This is a genomic window from Streptomyces sp. NPDC107550, from assembly GCF_055639095.1.
In genome coordinates, this window is the sequence record NZ_JBVKBC010000009.1 from 210,511 (window position 1) to 229,166 (window position 18,656).

General features: G+C 72.6%; 14 protein-coding genes and 1 pseudogene. 5 read left to right on the forward strand and 10 right to left on the reverse strand.

The window, feature by feature from the left end:
• Positions 1 to 7 precede the first annotated feature (7 nt).
• Positions 8 to 1,051, forward strand: coding sequence for a LacI family DNA-binding transcriptional regulator (locus tag ACZ7LY_RS15790; protein ID WP_471625139.1), 1,044 nt, complete (start codon positions 8 to 10; stop codon positions 1,049 to 1,051).
• Between the two features lie 129 nt (positions 1,052 to 1,180).
• Here the strand turns inward: ACZ7LY_RS15790 and prcA are convergent, their stop codons facing one another.
• From prcA to arc, 6 genes and pseudogenes are all read right to left on the reverse strand, one after another.
• Complete coding sequence (prcA, locus tag ACZ7LY_RS15795; RefSeq protein WP_471625140.1) at positions 1,181 to 1,951, reverse strand: proteasome subunit alpha; 771 nt, start codon at positions 1,949 to 1,951, stop codon at positions 1,181 to 1,183.
• A gap of 74 nt (positions 1,952 to 2,025) precedes the next feature.
• Positions 2,026 to 2,871 carry a proteasome subunit beta gene (gene prcB, locus ACZ7LY_RS15800; RefSeq protein ID WP_471625141.1) on the reverse strand — a complete coding sequence of 282 codons (846 nt, stop codon included), beginning with the start codon at positions 2,869 to 2,871 and terminating at the stop codon, positions 2,026 to 2,028.
• Positions 2,823 to 2,960: pseudogene (locus ACZ7LY_RS15805) on the reverse strand (endonuclease domain-containing protein); the annotation flags it as partial. The pseudogene ACZ7LY_RS15805 and the gene prcB, both read right to left, overlap by 49 nt.
• A gap of 71 nt (positions 2,961 to 3,031) precedes the next feature.
• Positions 3,032 to 3,250 (reverse strand): ubiquitin-like protein Pup, encoded by a 219-nt coding sequence (locus tag ACZ7LY_RS15810; protein WP_266756831.1) that lies wholly within the window; start codon positions 3,248 to 3,250, stop codon positions 3,032 to 3,034.
• Positions 3,251 to 3,400: 150 nt separating this feature from the next.
• Positions 3,401 to 4,912, reverse strand: coding sequence for a depupylase/deamidase Dop (gene dop / locus ACZ7LY_RS15815; RefSeq protein WP_471625142.1), 1,512 nt, complete (start codon positions 4,910 to 4,912; stop codon positions 3,401 to 3,403).
• 256 nt (positions 4,913 to 5,168) lie between these two features.
• Positions 5,169 to 6,935, reverse strand: a complete 1,767-nt coding sequence (gene arc / locus ACZ7LY_RS15820; RefSeq protein ID WP_471625143.1) for a proteasome ATPase — start codon at positions 6,933 to 6,935, stop codon at positions 5,169 to 5,171.
• A gap of 263 nt (positions 6,936 to 7,198) precedes the next feature.
• On the opposite strand from arc, the gene ACZ7LY_RS15825 reads away from it, so the two are divergent.
• Complete coding sequence (locus ACZ7LY_RS15825) at positions 7,199 to 7,519, forward strand: ferredoxin (RefSeq protein WP_471625144.1); 321 nt, start codon at positions 7,199 to 7,201, stop codon at positions 7,517 to 7,519.
• Positions 7,520 to 7,609: 90 nt separating this feature from the next.
• Here ACZ7LY_RS15825 and ACZ7LY_RS15830 read toward each other — a convergent pair whose 3' ends face one another.
• Positions 7,610 to 8,188 (reverse strand): hypothetical protein, encoded by a 579-nt coding sequence (locus ACZ7LY_RS15830; protein ID WP_471625145.1) that lies wholly within the window; start codon positions 8,186 to 8,188, stop codon positions 7,610 to 7,612.
• Between the two features lie 235 nt (positions 8,189 to 8,423).
• Positions 8,424 to 9,329: a tRNA (adenine-N1)-methyltransferase gene (locus tag ACZ7LY_RS15835; RefSeq protein WP_471625146.1), complete on the reverse strand. Its 906-nt coding sequence runs from the start codon at positions 9,327 to 9,329 to the stop codon at positions 8,424 to 8,426.
• 405 nt (positions 9,330 to 9,734) lie between these two features.
• On the opposite strand from ACZ7LY_RS15835, the gene ACZ7LY_RS15840 reads away from it, so the two are divergent.
• The 3 genes from ACZ7LY_RS15840 to ACZ7LY_RS15850 are packed head-to-tail and all read left to right on the forward strand — an operon-like array spanning position 9,735 to position 14,757.
• Positions 9,735 to 12,119, forward strand: coding sequence for a serine/threonine protein kinase (locus ACZ7LY_RS15840; protein WP_471625147.1), 2,385 nt, complete (start codon positions 9,735 to 9,737; stop codon positions 12,117 to 12,119).
• Positions 12,116 to 13,423 (forward strand): hypothetical protein, encoded by a 1,308-nt coding sequence (locus tag ACZ7LY_RS15845; protein ID WP_471625148.1) that lies wholly within the window; start codon positions 12,116 to 12,118, stop codon positions 13,421 to 13,423. Before ACZ7LY_RS15840 ends, ACZ7LY_RS15845 begins: the two co-directional genes overlap by 4 nt.
• Positions 13,420 to 14,757, forward strand: a complete 1,338-nt coding sequence (locus tag ACZ7LY_RS15850) for an extracellular solute-binding protein (RefSeq protein WP_471625149.1) — start codon at positions 13,420 to 13,422, stop codon at positions 14,755 to 14,757. The genes ACZ7LY_RS15845 and ACZ7LY_RS15850 overlap by 4 nt, the downstream gene beginning before the upstream one ends.
• Positions 14,758 to 14,783: 26 nt before the next feature.
• Here the strand turns inward: ACZ7LY_RS15850 and ACZ7LY_RS15855 are convergent, their stop codons facing one another.
• On the reverse strand, positions 14,784 to 16,682 hold the full coding sequence (locus ACZ7LY_RS15855; protein WP_471625150.1) for an MFS transporter: 1,899 nt from the start codon (positions 16,680 to 16,682) through the stop codon (positions 14,784 to 14,786).
• 151 nt (positions 16,683 to 16,833) lie between these two features.
• Positions 16,834 to 18,651: a D-alanyl-D-alanine carboxypeptidase gene (locus tag ACZ7LY_RS15860; protein ID WP_471625151.1), complete on the reverse strand. Its 1,818-nt coding sequence runs from the start codon at positions 18,649 to 18,651 to the stop codon at positions 16,834 to 16,836.
• Positions 18,652 to 18,656 lie beyond the last annotated feature (5 nt).

Consider the following 18,656-nt stretch of genomic DNA (forward strand, 5'->3'; position numbering starts at 1 on the left):
GGCAGAAGTGACCAGCGGTACGGACGGGCCGGCCGTCGCCCGGCCCACCAGCCGGGACGTGGCGCGCGCCGCGGGGGTCTCGCAGGCCGCCGTCTCCCTCGTCATGGGCGACAAGTGGCGCGGCCGGGTCTCCCCCGCCACCGCCGACCGGGTCCGCGACGCGGCCCGCAGGCTCGGCTACCGGCCGAACCTCGCCGCCCGCAATCTGCGCCTCGGCCGCACCCGTACGGCCCTGCTGGTCGTCCCGGCGCTCACGAACGAGTTCTTCGCCGGGGTCTACACGGGTGCCGCCCGGGTCGCCGCGCGGCACGACGTCGGGCTCGTCCTGTACCCGTCGCCCACCGGGATCGGCCCCGCCCCCGACCCGTTCCCCTCGGCCCGCGCCGCCCTCGACGGCATCCTCGCCTCCTCGATGGCGGCCGACGCGGTCGCCACCCTGCGCGGCGACGACCTGCCGCTCGTCATGCTGGACAGCGACCCGGACGGCAACCCCGGCGCGACGACCGTCAACCTCGATCTCACGGACGGGGTGCGGCGGCTGACGGGGCATCTGCTCGGCCTCGGCCACCGGCACTTCCTGCATCTGGCGTCGGCGGTCCCGTCCTGGACGTTCGATGTGCGGGCCCGCGAACTCGCCGCCCGTACCGCCGCCGCGCCCGGCACCACCCTGCGCACGGTCCGCGCCGACCTCACCGTCGAGGACGCGCTGTGGGCGACGGAGCGGGCGCTGCGCACCTCCGGGCTCACCGAGCCGACCGCGATCGTGTGCGACGACGACAAGCTCGCCGCCGGTGCCTACAAGGCCGCCCGGCGCCTCGGCCTGCGCGTGCCCGACCAGCTCTCCGTCACCGGCTTCGACGACCTCTCCCTGGCCACCGCCATCGAGCCGGAGCTGACCACCGTGCGGCTGCCCGCCGAGGAGTTCGGGGAGCGGGGCATGGCGGCGCTCATCGCCGTGCTGGAGGGCCGCGCACCCGTCACGGACCCGCTCCCCGTCGAACTGGTCGTCCGCGGCTCCACGGCCCGCGCGCCCCACACCCGGGACCTCTGAGCCCGGGCCCGAGCCTGCCCCTGCGCCCGCACCGCGCGCCCCGTACCCCGCGCCCGGACGCAGGTGTGCCCCGGCCGGTACGGGACCGGCCGGGGCACATCCGGGACGGATCAGGGGCGGTGGCCCCCGTCACGACTCGTCGTCGGAGGACTCCTCGTCGGAGACCGCTTCGGAGGCCGCCTTGGAGACCTCGGCCGCGCTCTCCGCGGTCAGCAGCCGTTCGAGCTGGCGCCCGGCGATCCGCTTGAACTTGCGCTTCTGCGGCCGCGTACGGTCGAGGACCGCCACTTCGAGGCGCTCGGCGGGGATCTCCCGCTCGCTGCCGTTGGTGTCGCGGGAGAGGGCCTGCACGGCGAGCTTGAGCGCCTCGGAGAGCGTCATGCCGTCCTGGTGGCGCTGGTCCAGGTAGCTACTGATCTGCTCCGCGTTGCCGCCGACCGCAACCGAGCCGTGCTCGTCGACGATCGAGCCGTCGTGCGGCAGCCGGTAGATCTGGTCGCCCTCGGCGCTCTCGCCGACCTCGGCGACGACCAGCTCGACCTCGTAGGGCTTCTCGCCGGCGCTGGAGAAGATCGTGCCGAGCGTCTGCGCGTACACGTTCGCCAGGCCCCGGGCCGTGACGTCGGCCCGGTCGTAGGTGTAGCCGCGCAGGTCCGCGTAGCGCACACCGCCGATGCGGAGGTTCTCGTACTCGTTGTACTTGCCGGCGGCGGCGAAGCCGATCCGGTCGTAGATCTCGCTGAACTTGTGCAGGGCACGGGACGGGTTCTCGCCGACGAAGACGATGCCGTCGGCGTACTGCAGCACGACCAGGCTGCGACCGCGTGCGATGCCCTTGCGCGCGTACTCCGCGCGGTCGGCCATCGCCTGCTGGGGAGAGACATAGAACGGTGTCGACACCGGCTATCCGTCCCTTTCTGTCAGTGGAGCGTCAGTGGGGAACCAGGGCGCGGGAGTTGCCTGCCGCGGGCCCGTCACAGCAGGTCGGCGCGCGGTCCGTCCGGCTGCTCCAGACGCCGCTCCAGCACCGAGCGGGCCAGCGCGGACGCCTCGTCCTCGCTCAGCCTGCGGAACCCGTCCTCCGTGATCACCGTGATGATCGGGTAAATGCGGCGCGCCACGTCCGGCCCGCCGGTCGCCGAGTCGTCGTCGGCGGCGTCGTAGAGCGCCTGGACGACCAGGGTCGTCGCCTGCTCCTCCGTCAGATCCTCGCGGTAGAGCTTCTTCATGGCGCCGCGGGCGAAGACCGAGCCGGAGCCCGTGGCCGCGTAGCCGTGCTCCTTGCTGCGGCCGCCGGTGACGTCGTAGGAGAAGATGCGGCCCTTCCCCTGGTCCACGTCGTACCCGGCGAACAGCGGGACGACGGCGAGGCCCTGCATGGCCATGCCGAGGTTCGAGCGGATCATCGTCGAGAGCCGGTTGGCCTTGCCCTCCAGGGAGAGCTGGGCACCCTCGACCTTCTCGAAGTGCTCCAGCTCCAGCTGGAACAGCTTGACCATCTCGACGGCCAGACCGGCGGTGCCGGCGATGCCGACGGCCGAATACTCGTCCGCCGGGAAGACCTTCTCGATGTCGCGCTGCGCGATCACATTGCCCATCGTCGCGCGGCGGTCGCCGGCGAGGACGACACCGCCGGGGAACGTCACGGCGACGATGGTGGTGCCGTGCGGAGCCTCGATGACGCCCTGCGTCGGGGGCAACTGCCGGTTGCCGGGCAGGATTTCGGGCTGGTGCTCGGACAGGAAGTCCATGAAGGACGAGGAACCGGGCGTCAGGAAGGCCGCCGGCAGACGCCCGGTGCTACGAGGGTTGGCTTCCACGCGTTTCCTTCCACGTAAATGCAGTTGAAGCACAGTACGCCACGGACCCTACCCGGCTCGTGGCGGTGATCCACATGTGCGGCCGAGGCCGTGCGGCCGGGGCCTCGCGGCCTCGGCGCGCACAGGGGGACGTCCCGGCCGGGGCCGCGGTGCCGGTGGCCTACTGGCCGCCCTTCTGCACGAACGAGCGCACGAAGTCCTCGGCGTTCTCCTCCAGCACGTCGTCGATCTCGTCCAGTACCGAGTCGACGTCGTCGCTCAGCTTCTCCTGGCGCTCCTTGAGGTCGTCGGTCGCCTGCGCGTCCTGCGTCTGCTCCTCGACCTCCTCGGTGGAACGCGTCGCCTTCTGCTGCCCGCCGCCGGTGTCCTTGGTTGCCATGTCCAGCTCACCCCGCTCGGTTCGACATCCACGTCATGCGTGTCGTTCAGGTCGTTCGTGATCAGAACCCTACAAGTCGGGTCCGACATCGGCCCCGCAGTTTCCTCAACGTGCGGAGCCCACCTCTGTGATTCCCCTGCCACAGGCTTTTCAGCCGCCGGAGAGCACCCGGACCAGATCTTCCGCCGTACGGCAGCGGTCGAGCAGCTCCTTGACATGGTTGCGTGTACCACGCAGGGGTTCGAGCGTCGGCACTCGTTGCAGAGAGTCACGGCCGGGCAGGTCGAAGATCACGGAGTCCCAGGAGGCCGCGGCGACGTCGTCGGCGTACTGCTCGAGGCAGCGGCCCCGGAAATAGGCGCGCGTGTCCTCCGGAGGCTGCGTACGGGCCCGCTCGACCTCGGACTCGTCCAGGAGCCGCTTCATCTTGCCGCGGGCCGCCAGGCGGTTGTACAGGCCCTTCTCGGCCCGTACGTCGGCGTACTGGAGGTCGAGCAGATGCAGCTTCGCCGCGTCCCACTCCAGGCCGTCACGGCGCCGGTAGCCCTCCATCAGCTCGCGCTTGGCGACCCAGTCCAGCTCGCCGGAGAGGCTCATCGGGTCGGTCTCCAGGCGCCCGAGCACGTCCTCCCAGCGGGTGAGCACGTCCTTGGTCTGCTCGTCCGCGTCGGCCCCGAAGCGCTCCTCGACGTACTTGCGGGCCAGCTCGAAGTACTCCATCTGGAGCTGTACGGCCGTCAGCGTGCGCCCGCTGCGCAGCTCGATGAGGTGCTGGAGCGTCGGGTCGTGGGAGACCTGGTGCAGGGTGCGCACCGGCTGGTCGACGGCCAGGTCGACCGTGATGAAGCCGTCCTCGATCATGGAGAGCACGAGGGAGGTGGTGCCGAGCTTGAGGTAGGTCGAGATCTCCGAGAGGTTCGCGTCGCCGATGATCACGTGCAGGCGGCGGTAGCGCTCCGCGTCCGCGTGCGGCTCGTCCCGCGTGTTGATGATCGGCCGCTTGAGCGTCGTCTCCAGGCCGACCTCGACCTCGAAGTAGTCCGCGCGCTGGCTGATCTGGAAGCCGTGCTCGTGGCCGTCCTGCCCGATACCGACGCGGCCGGCGCCGGTGACGACCTGCCGGGACACGAAGAACGGCGTCAGATGGCGCACGATGTCCGAGAACGGGGTCTCCCGCTTCATCAGGTAGTTCTCGTGCGTCCCGTAGGAGGCGCCCTTGTTGTCCGTGTTGTTCTTGTAGAGGTGGATCGGCTGGGCGCCGGGGATCTGCGCGGCCCGCTCCGCCGCCTCGGCCATGATCCGCTCGCCGGCCTTGTCCCACAGGACGGCGTCGCGCGGATTGGTGATCTCCGGGGAGCTGTACTCCGGGTGGGCGTGGTCGACGTAGAGGCGCGCGCCGTTGGTCAGGATGACGTTGGCCAGGCCGATGTCCTCGTCGGTGAGCTGGCTGGAGTCGGCGGTCTCCCGGGCGAGGTCGAAGCCCCGGGCGTCACGCAGCGGGTTCTCTTCCTCGAAGTCCCAGCGGGCCCGGCGGGCCCGGTGCATCGCCGCGGCGTAGGCGTTGACGATCTGGGACGAGGTGAGCATGGCATTGGCGTTGGGGTGGCCGGGGACGGAGATCCCGTACTCGGTCTCGATGCCCATTACTCGCCGTACGGTCATGCGGCCCTCCTTGCCCGGCGGCGCCCCCGGTCGGGAGCGGCGCTCAAGTACCGCTGGTTCTCCGATGCGTGTGCGGTGCCCGTCCCCGCACCGCGCGAATCGGCGGCATGAAAGAGCCTAGAACGCCTTTGCGCTGGTGGGGAGATCATTTGCGTCATTGCTTGGCTCCGGCGTCGAGCGACGGGTGGCGAGGTCGTTTCCTGGAAAAACAGTCGGCTGCGGGTACCCGCATCGGGCACCCGCAGCCACCTGACTTTTACAGGTACTGACCGGTGTTCGCCACCGTGTCGATGGAGCGTCCGGTGTCCGCGCCCTGCTTTCCGGTGACGAGGGTGCGGATATAGACGATCCGCTCGCCCTTCTTTCCGGAGATGCGGGCCCAGTCGTCCGGGTTCGTGGTGTTGGGCAGGTCCTCGTTCTCCTTGAACTCGTCGATGCAAGCCTGGAGGAGGTGAGAGACCCTGAGACCCTTCTGCTTCTGGTCGAGGAACGCCTTGATGGCCATCTTCTTCGCGCGGCCGACGATGTTCTCGATCATGGCGCCGGAGTTGAAGTCCTTGAAGTACAGGACTTCCTTGTCGCCATTGGCGTACGTGACCTCCAGGAAGCGGTTCTCCTCGGATTCCGCGTACATGTGCTCCACGGCCGTCTGGATCATGGCGTGGACCGTGGCGACCTTGTCGCTGCCGTGCTCGCTGAGGTCGTCGGCGTGCAGCGGCAGCCGCTCGGTGAGGTACTTGCCGAAGATGTCCTTGGCCGCCTCGGCGTCCGGCCGCTCGATCTTGATCTTCACGTCGAGCCGGCCGGGGCGCAGGATGGCCGGGTCGATCATGTCCTCACGGTTGGAGGCGCCGATCACGACCACGTTCTGCAGGCCCTCCACACCGTCGATCTCGGCGAGGAGCTGCGGGACGATGGTGTTCTCCACGTCCGAGCTGACACCGGAGCCGCGGGTGCGGAAGAGGGACTCCATCTCGTCGAAGAAGACGATGACGGGGGTGCCCTCGCTGGCCTTCTCGCGGGCCCGCTGGAAGACGAGCCGGATCTGCCGCTCGGTCTCACCGACGTACTTGTTGAGAAGCTCGGGGCCCTTGATGTTCAGGAAGTAGCTCTTGCCCTGCGCCTGCCCGGTCACCTCGGCGACCTTCTTGGCGAGGGAGTTGGCGACCGCCTTGGCGATGAGCGTCTTGCCGCATCCGGGCGGTCCGTAGAGCAGGACGCCCTTGGGCGGGCGCAGCTCGTGCTCCTTGTAGAGGTCCGGGTAGAGGTACGGGAGCTCGACCGCGTCCCGGATCAGTTCGATCTGGTTGCCCAGGCCGCCGATCTGGTCGTAGCCGATGTCCGGGACCTCTTCGAGGACCAGTTCCTCTACTTCGCTCTTGGGTACGACTTCGTAGACATAGCCGGATCGGGGTTCGAGCAGCAGGGCGTCGCCGGGGCGGATGGTGACGTCCAGCAGCGGCTCGGCGAGCCGTACCACCCGTTCCTCGTCGGTGTGCCCGGTCACGAGGGCGCGCTCGCCGTCCTCCAGGATCTCCTTGAGGGTGACGATGTCGCCGACGCTCTCGAACTCCATGGCCTCGACCACGTTGAGCGCTTCGTTCAGCATTAGTTCCTGGCCGCGCCGTAGCTCGTCGAGCTCGACGCTGGGGCTCACGTTGACGCGGAGCTTGCGACCGCCGGTGAAGATGTCGGCGGTGCCGTCCTCGTTCGCCGTGAGGAAGACCCCGAAGCCGGCCGGCGGCTGTGCGAGCCGGTCGACCTCCTCCTTGAGGGCCACGATCTGGTCGCGGGCCTCACGGAGCGTGTTGGCGAGCCGCTCGTTCTGCGCGGACACGCCGGCCAGGTTGGTCTGCAGCTCGACGATCCGCTCTTCGAGAATCCTCGTATGACGCGGAGAGTCGGCGAGCTTGCGCCGCAGGACGGCGATTTCCTGCTCGAGATAGGCAACCTGCCCGGCCGGGTCGTCAGACCCTCGTCCCGGGCGGATGCCGCGGTTGATGTCGTCGTCGTGGGCTGCCACGGTCCTCACCTCCTCCAAGGGGAGCTGGACGCTTCCAGACCCTACCTGGGCGGGTGTCGATTGAAACCCCTAGATCAAAAAGACGGTCGGGGTGTGTCCGATCTTCACCCTTGCGCTCTCCCTCACGCGAGGTGAATACCCAGTGGACACCATCGGAAAGCGGCCGGTTGTAGGGTCGATATGTTCAACACCCGTCAGGCCCGGCCCGACTTGCTCCCGGCGAGCGCCGGCCGGTGGCCGCGACGAAGGAAACGGCAGGAGACATGAGCGTGCAGCAAGAGGCCGGATCCGGCACCGACACCGGCGTTCCGCTGGAGGTGTGGATCGACCAGGACCTGTGCACCGGCGACGGCATCTGCGCCCAGTACGCGCCGGAGGTCTTCGAGCTGGACATCGACGGTCTCGCGTACGTCAAGAGCGGCGACGACGAACTGCTCCAGGAGCCCGGCGCGTCGGCGCCGGTGCCGCTTCCGCTTCTCACCGACGTGGTGGCGTCGGCGAAGGAGTGCCCGGGCGACTGCATCCATGTGCGCCGCGTTTCGGACAGGGTCGAGGTGTACGGACCCGACGCCGACGCCGACTGAGACGGCTCCCCCACACGCGTGAAGGGCCCTGTCCGCCGGAGCGAGTCCGGCGGACAGGGCCCTTCACGTACGTGCTCCCCCGCGCGCGGGTCACACGCCCCGGGCCTCGGCGGGCCGGGAGCGGACGAACGCCCCCTCGCGCCACTGCCACTTGGCCTTGTCGTGGACGTCGGGCTTGTAGCGCGGCACGCTCGGCGACGAGTAGCCCTCCAGGGTGGCGAGGACGGCTCCGTCGCGTACGGCGAAGTCGGTGACCGAGTAGGAGTCCTTCGGGTCGACGAGGGTGGCGACGACACGCGGCTCGGCACCGGCCGGCTGGGTGAGGACATAGACGCCGTTCGGCGGGGTACCTGAGCCGGCGTCGCAGCGCACGACCGCCACGGTCTCGGGTCTGCCGTCGCCGTCGAGGTCGCCGCTGGCCTTCTTCTGGACGAGGACGCCGACGGGTCCGCAGTCGATCGGGAAGGAGACCGCGGCCGGGTCGGGCGGGGCGACGGCGCGCGTCTTGGTGGTGACCGGCGCCTCGGCGGCGGTCTGGGCGGCGGTGGCGGAGTCCGGCTGGAGGAAGCCGGAGGCGGCGACGACCGCGGCGACGGCTGCCGCGGTGGCCAGCCAGTGGATGGGACGGGTGGTGGTGTGCGCCAGTTCCGGGACGGCGGATTGCTGCACTAGGAGCGTCTCCTGTGAGGGCTGTGCCGGTGGGGGTGGCCAGCATCGTGCCATACGTCACAGTGCGGGGGAACGCCGGGGTACGAGGTTTCCGCGGACGCCGTGGGACAGGTGCCGCCGTACGGTCAACGGACGAAAGCCGCCGCCGAGTTCCCGGTGTGCCGGGGGAACTCGGCGGCGGCGTGCGTGCGTTGTACGGGTCGGACGGGCCGGCCCTGCCTCGGGGGCGGCGGGGTCAGCGGCCTCGGCTGCCGCCGTCCGCGTTCGGACCGTCGTAGTCCTCGCCGTAGGCGCCCTTGGCGGGGCGGCGGCGGCGCATGGGCGGCTCGACGCCGTCCGCGAGGCGGCGGGCGGTCAGCAGGAAGCCGGTGTGGCCGATCATCCGGTGGTCGGGGCGGACGGCGAGGCCCTCCACGTGCCAGTTGCGGATCATCGTCTCCCAGGAGGTCGGCTCGTTGAAGCAGCCGATCTCGCGGATGGACTCGACGGTGCGGGCGAGCTGCGTGGTCGTGGCCACGTAGCAGCACAGGATGCCGCCGGGGACGAGCGCCTTCTTGACGACGTCCAGGCACTCCCAGGGGGCCAGCATGTCGAGGATGACGCGGTCGACGTCCGCGTCGGACAGGTTGTCCTGGAGGTCGCCGACGGTGAGCTGCCAGGCGGGGTGCGGGCCGCCGAAGTAGCGCTCGACGTTCCCCTTGGCGATCTCGGCGAAGTCCTCGCGGCGCTCGTAGGAGTGCAGCATGCCCTCGTCGCCGATGGCGCGGAGCAGGAAGCTGCTGAGCGAGCCGGAGCCCACGCCCGCCTCCACGACGCGGGCGCCGGGGAAGATGTCGGCGAAGGCGAGGATCTGCCCCGCGTCCTTCGGGTAGACCACGGCGGCGCCGCGGGGCATGGACAGGACGTAGTCGGGGAGCAGGGGGCGCAGCGCGAGATAGGCGACGTTTCCGGTGGTGCGGACAACGCTTCCCTCGGGGGCGCCGATCAGCTCGTCGTGCGGGAAAGAACCCTTGTGGGTGTGGAAGTTCTTTCCCTCTTCGAGCGTGAACGTGTAGTGGCGGCCCTTGGGGTCGGTGAGCTGTACCTGATCCCCGACCTTGAAGGGCCCGCGCCTGCGGGCGGCACCGGTCGGTTCGGACATGTGACCAGCCTACCGGGCCCGCCGGGGGTCGCCGACCAGTGCGGGCGGCTCCCGGCGGACTGGCTCAGCGCCAACACCCAGCCCCTCCGGCGATTGAGGAGCGGGGCCTGGGGCAGCGCCCCAGAGTGCCGGGTACGTCGTGGCCGCTCGCGCAGTTCCCCGCGCCCCTTATGGGGCTGACCTGAACGCCCGTTCCCAGCGGCAGCGCGCCCGCGCCCCTGGCGGGGCTCACCTCAACGCCCGTTCCCAGCGCCAGCGTGCCCGCGCCCCTGCCGGGGCTGACCTCAGCGCACGTTCCCAGCGGCAGCGCCCCCGCAACTGGCCGCAGAACTGACCGAGTTGTGGCCGGATCGGCACCGTGGGCAACGGGGCTCCCTGGTGTCCTGCCGCCTATCCTTGGACACCATGGAGGGGGACTCCTCGGGGCCGTTGATCGTCATGCCGCTGCCGGACGCGCCGCGTGACGCCGATGTCGTCCTGCCCGCCGAAGGGCCGGACGTGACCGCGCTGCCCGAGATCAGGCCGCGCGAGCCGGTGGACGGCCCGCCGGACGACGGGCGGGACGGGCTGGCGCCGGGCGACATGCTGTCCGGCCAGTACAAGGTGGTGCGGCGGCTCGGGCTCGGCGGGATGGGCGATGTGTATCTGGCGCGGGACGAGAAGGTCGACGGGCGGGACGTCGCCGTCAAGACGCTGCGCCCGGGGCAGGTCCCGTACGCGAGTCAGGGGCTGGCCGAGGAGCGGCAGGCGTTCGCGGACCTCAACCACGAGGGCATCATCCCGGTGTTCAACTACGGCACGCACGAGAAGGTCGGCGGCTTCCTCGTCCTGCCGTACGTCGACGGCCTGAACCTCGCGGAGGTGCGCGCGCTGGCCCGCCGCGACCCGGACCGCTTCGGCGGCTCCCGCTTCCACGAGTTCGTCCTCGCGTACGGGGTGCGCGTGCTGTCCGCCCTGGAGCATCTGCACGACCGGCCGGGCCGCGTCGCGCTGGTCTACGGCGATCTCAAGCCGCACAACGTCATGCACGACGGCGCCTCGATCAAGGTCGTCGACGTCGGTTCGATCCGCCCGGCCGGCGCCCCGGGCCTGACGACGAGCGGGTTCCGCGCGCCGAACGTACCGCTCGGCCCCGCGTCGAGGACCGGCGCGAGCATGCCGCAGGACGACCTGTTCAGCCTCGGCGCGACCCTGCGCGTCCTGTGCGGGCTCGGCGAGGCGCACCAGGACCTCGGGGCGCTCGGCGCGCTGGCCCGGCTGCGGGAGGGGCCCGCGCTCGCCGTGCCGGCCACGACGCCCCCGCCGGCCGGCCTCGGCCTGCTGTCGCTGGCCCGGGTGCTGCGCCGGGCGACGCGCGCGGTACCGGCCGACCGGTACGCCGACGCCCGCGAGATGCAGGACCAACTGCGGGGAGTATGGCGGGAGTTACGTTCCCTGCGCACCCGGGACGAGACGTTCGAGCCGTCGCCGCTGTTCCTGCAGTCCCCGTACGCGCTCGACGCCGGTCTCGGTACCCCGCCCGCGCTGCCCCGCTGGGCCGCGCCGCCGGGCGGGGAGCCGCCGGGCCCGCTGCACGAGCCGCCCGCCGCCGCCGACGCCTGCGCCCGGCTGCCCGTGCCGCGCCCCGACCCGCACGACGAGCGGCACGCGGAGCTGAGCCGGCTCACCGACGCCGACCCGGCGGCCCTGCTCCAGCACACCGCCGACTGGCGCGACTCCGCCGAGGTCCATCTGCTGCGCTGCCGGCTGCGGCTGCGGGTGGCGCTGCGCACCGACCCCGACGACGCCTATCTGGCCCTGGCCGAACGGGAGTTGGACGCGGCGACCGCGGCGATCGGGCGGGAGCGGGCCCGGCACGACTGGCGGGTGGACTGGCATCAGGGGCTGCTCGCGCTGGCCCGGGGCGAGGCGGACGCGGCCCGCGACCAATTCGACCAGGTCTATGCCGCGATCCCCGGCGAGTACGCGCCGAAGCTCGCCCTCGGCCACTGCGCCGAGCGCCTCGCCCGCGCGGCGGAACAGCAGCCTCCGTACGAGAACGAGAACGAGGGCGAGGGCGGGAGCGAGGGCGAGCACGGAGAGGCCGTCGCGGCCGGTGGGGAGGCTCGGGGCGCGGGCGAGAGCGCCGCCGGGTACTGGCGGGAGGCGCTCGGCCTCTACGAAGCGGTGCGGCTGCGCAACCCGTCCCTCGGCAGCGCCGCGTTCGGCGCGGCCCGCACCCGTCTCGCGCTCGGCGGCCCGCGCGCAGCGGCCGCCGCGATCGACGCGCTCGACGCCGTGCCGCAGCACTCCCGGCACCGCACGGCCGCCCGTACCGCCACCGTCAGGATCGCCGTCGCGCACGCCGATGGACCGGCCACGCTCGGCGCGGCCCTCGTCCGCCTCGCCCGGCTGTGCAATGAGCACGGGCTCACCGACGAGATCGGCCGCACCCGGATGAAGGCCGAGGTGTGGGAGGCGGCCCAGCGGCTCGTCGCGCGCGGCGCGGTGGACGCGGCGGCGCTGCGCGAGCTGGCCCGGGACGCGGCCCGCCGCGACGACGAGGCCCGGGACGCGGGCGCCCGGCTCGGCTTCCCGGACAGCGGCCGGGCGCTCGGCCGGGACCTGTCCGCGTTCTATCTGCTGCTCGCCCGCCAGACCGCCCGCGCCGCCGACGTCCCGCACGCCGACGAGGTCGCCGAACGGCTCCTCGACCGCGCCTACGCCGTCCGCCCGCTCGCCTGGCGCCACCACCGCGACCGCCGCCCGCCCGCCCTGTGGCGGCGCCCCACACCGCGGCGCGACGCATGACCCGTACAAAACCGGGCGGGGAAGCCCGGCGGCAGACGCGCCCCGAAGGCCCCGGCGCGCGCGCCCGCCGGGTGTGGGGCGGCCGGGCGGCGGAGGCGGTGCGCGCCCTGGACCGGGCGCGCACCGGAGCGCGGGCGCGGGCGCTCGCCGACCGTCTCGCCCTGCTGCGGCGGCTGTTGTGGCCGCCCGCGACGCCCGCGACGCCCACCGCCGACAGCCCGGCCCCCCGCAACCGCACCTATCTGCGCGACCGGCTGATCGCGCTGCCGCTGCTCGCGGCCGTCGGGTTCGCCGCGCTCGGCTGGGCGTACGCGCAGGTCCGTGACGATTCCACCGCCGTACGGGAGAGCATCGCGCCCGCGCTCGCGGACCTCGCCGACGCGAAGACGTCCCTGCGCATCGCGCAGCGGGAGGCGGAGGTGGGCCTCGACGCGGGCCGGGCGGTGGAGCTGTCGGGGCTCGGGCCGCGCTACACCGCGCGGACCGGGGCCGCCGCGCAGGACATCGCCCGCCTCGCGCGCGGCGGCGCGCTCGGGCCGGGGCAGCGCCAGGAACTCGACGTCATCTCGGGCCTGATCGACGGCTACGAGGAGTGGATCGCGTGGGCCCGCACCAACGTCGGCGACCCCTCGCTGCGCAAGGCGGGACTCGCGTACGCGGCGAGCATGCTGTGCGGCGGCCCGGCGCCCGCCCCCGCCACCGACCGGCACGCCCCCTACCCGCCGTGCGCGCCCGCCGCGAAGCCGTCCGACGCGACGACCGTCGTCGACCGCATCACCTCCCTGGAGCGCGAGCTGCGCGCCCGCCTCACCGCCCGCGCCGCGCTCGGCCCCGGGGTCCTGCTCGCCGTCGCGGTCGCCGCCGTGAGCCTGACGCTGCTCGCGGTGGGGCTGTGGCGCACGGCGGTGCATCTGCGGCGCCGGATGCGGCTGCGGATCAGCGTGCCGCTGGCGGCCGCCGCGCTGCCGCTGCTGCTGGTGCCGTGGGTGGTGGCCGACGGCGTCCTCGCCTGGAACGCGCAGCGGGCGGCCCTGCCGTACGCGGACGTGCTGGCCCGGCGCGCCGACCCGCGCGTCGAGACGGCCCTGGACGACGACCCGCTGGCCACGCCCGCCGCCGCGGCGATCCACCCGGCGGCCGACCGGATGCGGGCGGTCGTCGCGCACGGCGCGCTCGGCGGCGTCGACGTCTTCGCGCACGCCCTCGCCCCGGCCGGCCTGGCCGTCGCCGGACTGATCGGCGCGAGTGTGCACGGCTACCGGCGCGAGTATCTGACCATCGGGCGCGGCAGGAGCGGCACATGAGGGCGGCGGCGGGGCGGGCGCGCGGGCTGGTGCGGGCGGTGCTCGCGGGCTGTCTGCTGGCGGTGGCCGCGCTCGGCGGCGGGTGCGCGGCGCCCCGGGGCGAGCCGGTCGTCGTGCTCGGGCCGTGGACGGGCCCGGAGGGCGCCGCGTTCGAGACGGTGCTGCGCGACCTGTCTCGCGGCTCCGGCCACACGTACGTGTACAAGGGGACCCGGTCGCTGCGCGAGACGCTGGTCGCGCAGCTCGCCGCCGACGCCCCGCCGGACGTGGCGATCCTCAACAGCATCGGCGAGCTGACCGAGTACGCGGCGCGCGGCCGGCTCAAGCCGCTGGAGCCGCAGGCCGCCGAGCGCGCCTATCCGCCGTGGTCGCCGACGCTGATGGTGGAGGGGCGCAGGCGCACGTACTGGGTGCCGCTGAAGGTGGACCTCAAGAGCCTCGTGTGGAGCAGGAAGGGCGGCGGCGCGGGCCCGGCGGCGGCCCGCTGGTGCGTGGCGATGGCGGCGCAGGCCACGTCCGGGTGGCCCGGCACGGACTGGGTGGAGGACATCCTGCTGCACCAGGCGGGCCCGGACACGTACACGCGGTGGGCGACCGGCCAGTTGAACTGGGCGACCTCCCCCGAGCTGCGGCGCGCGTTCACGACGTGGGCGGCGCTGCTCGCGGCGGGCGGCCCGCGCACCCCGCGCGCGGTGGAGTCGGCGCTGACCATGTCGTTCTGGGGCACGCCCGACCCGCGCCGGCCGGGCGGCGACCCGCGCGGCCTGCTCGGCGGTTCGCAGCGCGGCTGCGCGCGCGAGCACCAGGCGTCGTTCCTGCGGTACGTGTACGCGGCCCGCGGCGATGTCCGCGTGGAGCCCGCGGCCCGCTTCCTGCGCGGCTCGGCCCGGTACGCGGACAGTTTCGAGGTGTCCGGCGACATGGCGGCCGTCCTCACCGACAACCCGGGCGCGCAGGAGCTGGTGCGGCGGCTGACCAGCGAGGACGGGCGGCGGGCCTGGTCGCGGGAGGCGCGGGCGTACCTGCGGCCGTTCTTCCCCGACGCGAGCGACCCGCAGCCCGGCGAGAACGCGACGGCGCGCAGAATCGCCCGCCTGCTCACCCAGGGCTCCCGCACGCTCTGCTTCGACGCGTCCGACGTGCTGCCGCCGGTGCTGCGCGACGCGTTCTACCGGGCGGTCCTGGAGTACTTCCGCTCCCCGGCCCCGGCGACCCTGGACCGCATCCTCAACCGCCTGGAGACGGTCCGTACGCGGATCGCGGGCCCGCCGACCCCGCCCGGGATCACCCCGCCCACCGACATCTGCCGCGCCGCCGGACCGACCGGCGACTGAGCGGCGGCCGGGTCAGGCGCGCGGGGTCACTTCAGCTCGTCGGGGCAGGGCGTGCCGCGTGACCACTTGTAGGGGGCGCCCAGGTGGTAGGTGCCGGCGCGGGGGGCGAGCAGCACGGTCCAGCGGTCGCCGGCCGCGTCCTCGTCGGTCTCCCTCAGGCAGCCGTGCACGTTGGTGAACCGGCGGGGCAGCGTCTCGTCGCTCTCCCTGGCCCGCTTGGACGCCTCGGTCTCCCGCGGCGCGTCCAGGCTCTTGCCGTCGGCGTCGACGACCGAAAGCCACGGCGAGTAGGGGACGCGGATGAGGATGCGGCCGGGGCGGCTGACCTCGATGGTGAGCTGCGCCTGCTCGGCGGCGTCCACGGTGGCGTGCGGCTCGGCCATCGGGGTCGGGTCGGTGACGGAGAACAGCTGCCAGTTCGCGTCGCCCCACACCTGCTTCAGATACGGCAGGCCGCGCCGCACGAGTTGCCGCTCGCGCTGGCCGCCGGTGCCGTCCGGCTCGCCCTTGGGCAGGACGACGTAGTGCACGGCCCAGCGCTTGAGCCAGGCGTGGTAGTTCGCCGAGTTGAGCGTGTCGTCGTAGAACAGCGGGTTGCGCTTCATGTCGGCCTGCCGCGTCCAGCCGCGCGCCAGGTTCACGTACGGGGCGAGCGCGGACGCCTCCCGGTGGGAGCGGGCGGGGACGACCTCGACGCGGCCCCGGCCGGCGCCGACCTGCTGGAGCTCGTTGACGAGGGGGGCCAGCTCGCGGGCCCAGGACGCGGCGGGCGTGGTGTGGATGATGTCGTCGACGGACTTGAAGCCGATCCACGCGTTCAGTCCGGCGAACGCGACGACGGTGACGTACCACTTGCGGGTGCGCGGCCGGGTGAAGGGCAGCGCGGCGAGCAGCGCGACGCCCGCGAACAGCATCGGCAGCCGCGTGATGTTGGAGCCGATCTGCGAGCTGATCAGCCAGACGAGCAGCACGGACAGGGTGTAGACGGCGGCGGTGATGCGGACCGTCAGCCACTCCTTGGGCACGAGCACGTAGACGAGGACGCCGAAGGCGAGCGGCAGGACCGACGACCAGAACGACATGGGCTGCGTGCCGGAGAACGGGAACAGCAGCGCCGACAGGCCGACGACGGCGGCGGGCGCGAGCCCGAGCGCGTAGGCCCCCGGCCGGCGTTTCTGGAGGAAAAGGGCGACCGCGACCAGCCCCACGAACAGGCCCGCGACCGGCGAGGCCGCGGTGGCGAGCCCGGCGAGCGGCGCGGCGACGGCGGCTTTGGCCCACCGCTTGTGGCGCCAGCGGTAGGGCCAGCAGAACACGGCGGCGACCGCGGCGAGCCCGAACATCATGCCGAGCCCGAAGGTGACCCGGCCCGACACCGCGTTGCACAGCAGCGCGAAGACCCCGGCGAACGCGGGCCCCAGCGGATCGGCGACGGCCCGGGTGCGCACAAGGAGCAGGGTCAGCAGCCCGGCGGAGAGCGTGCCCGCGATCATCATCGTGGTCCGCACACCGAGCACGGACATCAGATACGGCGACACCACGCTGTACGACACCGGGTGCATACCGCCGTACCAGGCGAGGTTGTACGCGGAGTCGGGGTGCCGCCCGACGAACTCGGCCCACGCGTCCTGCGCGGCCAGGTCACCGCCACTGTTCGCAAAAGTGAAGAACCACAGGAGGTGGAGGAGTCCGGCGGTCACGGTGACGAAGGCGACCGGACGCTCCCGCGCCACCCGTCCGAGCCACGCCCTGACGACGGCGCGCGCGCCGTCCCGCTCCCCGTCGCCGCCCCCGGCCGCGTCCCCCGCCTTCGAGGGGGCCGCCGGGGTGGTCCGTATGAGGGACGGCTGGTCGCGGTCCGCGGCGGCGGCCCGCTCCCGGCCCGGCTCCGCGTTGTCGGCGCGCGTCGGCTCCGCTGTGGCCACTGCTGACTCCCGTAGGTACCGACGTGGACGGCCTGGGCGGCCGGGGATCGCCCACCGGCCCGATCCGAACGAAAGGCCCTGGCGACGCTAGCACGGGCAGGGCGAGGGGGCGCCGCGGGAGGCGGGGCGTACCCGCCTCCCGCGCGCGGGGTCAGCCGACGCGCTTCAGCTTCGCGCCGAGGCCCGGCTCGCTGAGGTCCTCGGCGAGCGCGACGGGCACCTCGACCGCGTCGTTCTTGCCGTCGCCGACGCTGAGCACACCGACCTCGGTGCCCTTCTTCGCCTGGTGGGGCACGCTCTGGCCCTTGCGGTCGTTCAGGGCCAGCTTGACCGTCAGGCCGGACCAGCCGACGGCGGAGACGTCCTTGGTGGCGACCACCGGGGTGGTGCCGCCGAGCCCGTCGTCGACCTGGCCGACGACATCGCCCTTCTTGACGATCGTCTTGGCCTTCAGCGCGTCCTGACCTGCGGCGATGAGCCTGCGGACGACGGCGGTGACCTCGTCGATGTTGGCGACGCCGTTCCTGCCGAACTGGCCGAGCGCCGCACCGATGATGGTCTGCTTCTTGCCGTCGACCGTCTTCTCGGCGGCGAACAGGATGTTACCGCCGGCCGCCGTGGACGTGCCGGTCTTGATACCGACGGCGACCGTGGGGACGAGCCCGAGGAAGTTCTTCTGCTTGTCGCCGTTGAGGTCGACGTAGCCGGGCTGCTTGGAGATCTCCGCGAACACGGGGTTCTCCATCGCGGCACGGCCGAGCTTCACCAGGTCGCCGGCGGTGGACACGGTGGTCTTGTCCAGGCCGCTGGGGTCGGTGTACCGCGTGTTCTTCATGCCCAGCTCGGCGGCCGTCTTGTTCATCTTGGCGACGAACTCGTCCTCGGAGTTGCTGCCGGAGTCCCAGCGGGCGAGGAGCTTCGCGATGTTGTTCGCGGACGGCAGCATGACCGCCTGGAGCGCCTCGTACTCGCTGAGCTTCTGGCCCTCGGTGACCTTGACGACCGACTCCTGCTCCGCCTTGCCGCTCTCGTAGTGCTTCTGCGCGGCGGCGTCCACGGTGATCTTCGGCCCGTGCTCGCCCGGCTTGAGGGGGTGGTCGCGCAGGATCAGGTACACCGTCATGACCTTGGCGATGCTGGCGATCGGTACGGGCTTCTGCGCGCCGGACGTGCCGAACGTGCCGATGCCGTTCACATCCATCGCGGCCTGACCCTGCCCGGGCCACGGCACGGAAGGCTTGCCGCCCTCGAACGCCACGGACTCCCGCGCCGTGAGCTGGAGCGTCGGCGTCGGCAGCGGACGCACCGCCTGCACGATCGCGAACACCAGCACCAGGAGCAGCACCAGCGGCGTCCAGATCTTGACCCGGCGCACGGCGGTGCGGACGGTGGTCTCCGGCGGCGGCGGCGTGTTCGTCAGCTCGGCGAGCAGGTCCAGCGGCGGCTTCGGCGGCAGCGGCTGCTGCGTGGTCCGCTCCGGCGCGGGGACCTGGGCGGCCTCCTCGGCGGGCGCCGCGCTCTTGGGCGCGGGGGTCGCGGGGGCGGGCGGAGGCGTGGGCGTGGGCGTCTTGGCGGGTACGTCCTTGCCGGCGCCGTCGTCGAGCGGCTTCAGCGGCACGAACTTGCTGGTCCGCTCGGCGTCGGTCTCCGGCGCCTTCAGCGTGGTCGTCGGCTGGTCGACGGGCGGCGCGACGGCCTTGAACACGGCGGTGGGCTGATCAACGGGCTTGCCATCACCCTTGGCGGGCTTGTCGCCGGTGCCGGCCTCGGCGGGCTTGGCGTCGGTGGCCTTGTCGTCGCCCTTGGCCTTGTCGTCATCCTTGGCGGGCTTGGCGTCGGCGGCCTTGTCGTCGTCCTTGGCGCCAGTGTCGGCCTCGGCCTTGTCGTCGCCCTTGGCGGGCTTGGCGTCGGCGGCGGGCTTGGCCTTGTCGTCGCCCTTGGCGGGCGCTACGACTGGCGCCTTGAACACAGCGG

What these genes read in the sequence shown, in the direction of transcription:
- ACZ7LY_RS15845 (WP_471625148.1), top strand. Translation starts at nt 12,116, where the DNA reads ATGACCCGTACAAAACCGGGCGGGGAAGCCCGGCGGCAGACGCGCCCC.
- ACZ7LY_RS15850 (WP_471625149.1), top strand. Translation starts at nt 13,420, where the DNA reads ATGAGGGCGGCGGCGGGGCGGGCGCGCGGGCTGGTGCGGGCGGTGCTC.
- ACZ7LY_RS15825 (WP_471625144.1), top strand. Translation starts at nt 7,199, where the DNA reads ATGAGCGTGCAGCAAGAGGCCGGATCCGGCACCGACACCGGCGTTCCG.
- dop (WP_471625142.1), bottom strand. Translation starts at nt 4,912, where the DNA reads ATGACCGTACGGCGAGTAATGGGCATCGAGACCGAGTACGGGATCTCC.
- ACZ7LY_RS15840 (WP_471625147.1), top strand. Translation starts at nt 9,735, where the DNA reads ATGGAGGGGGACTCCTCGGGGCCGTTGATCGTCATGCCGCTGCCGGAC.
- ACZ7LY_RS15810 (WP_266756831.1), bottom strand. Translation starts at nt 3,250, where the DNA reads ATGGCAACCAAGGACACCGGCGGCGGGCAGCAGAAGGCGACGCGTTCC.
- ACZ7LY_RS15835 (WP_471625146.1), bottom strand. Translation starts at nt 9,329, where the DNA reads ATGTCCGAACCGACCGGTGCCGCCCGCAGGCGCGGGCCCTTCAAGGTC.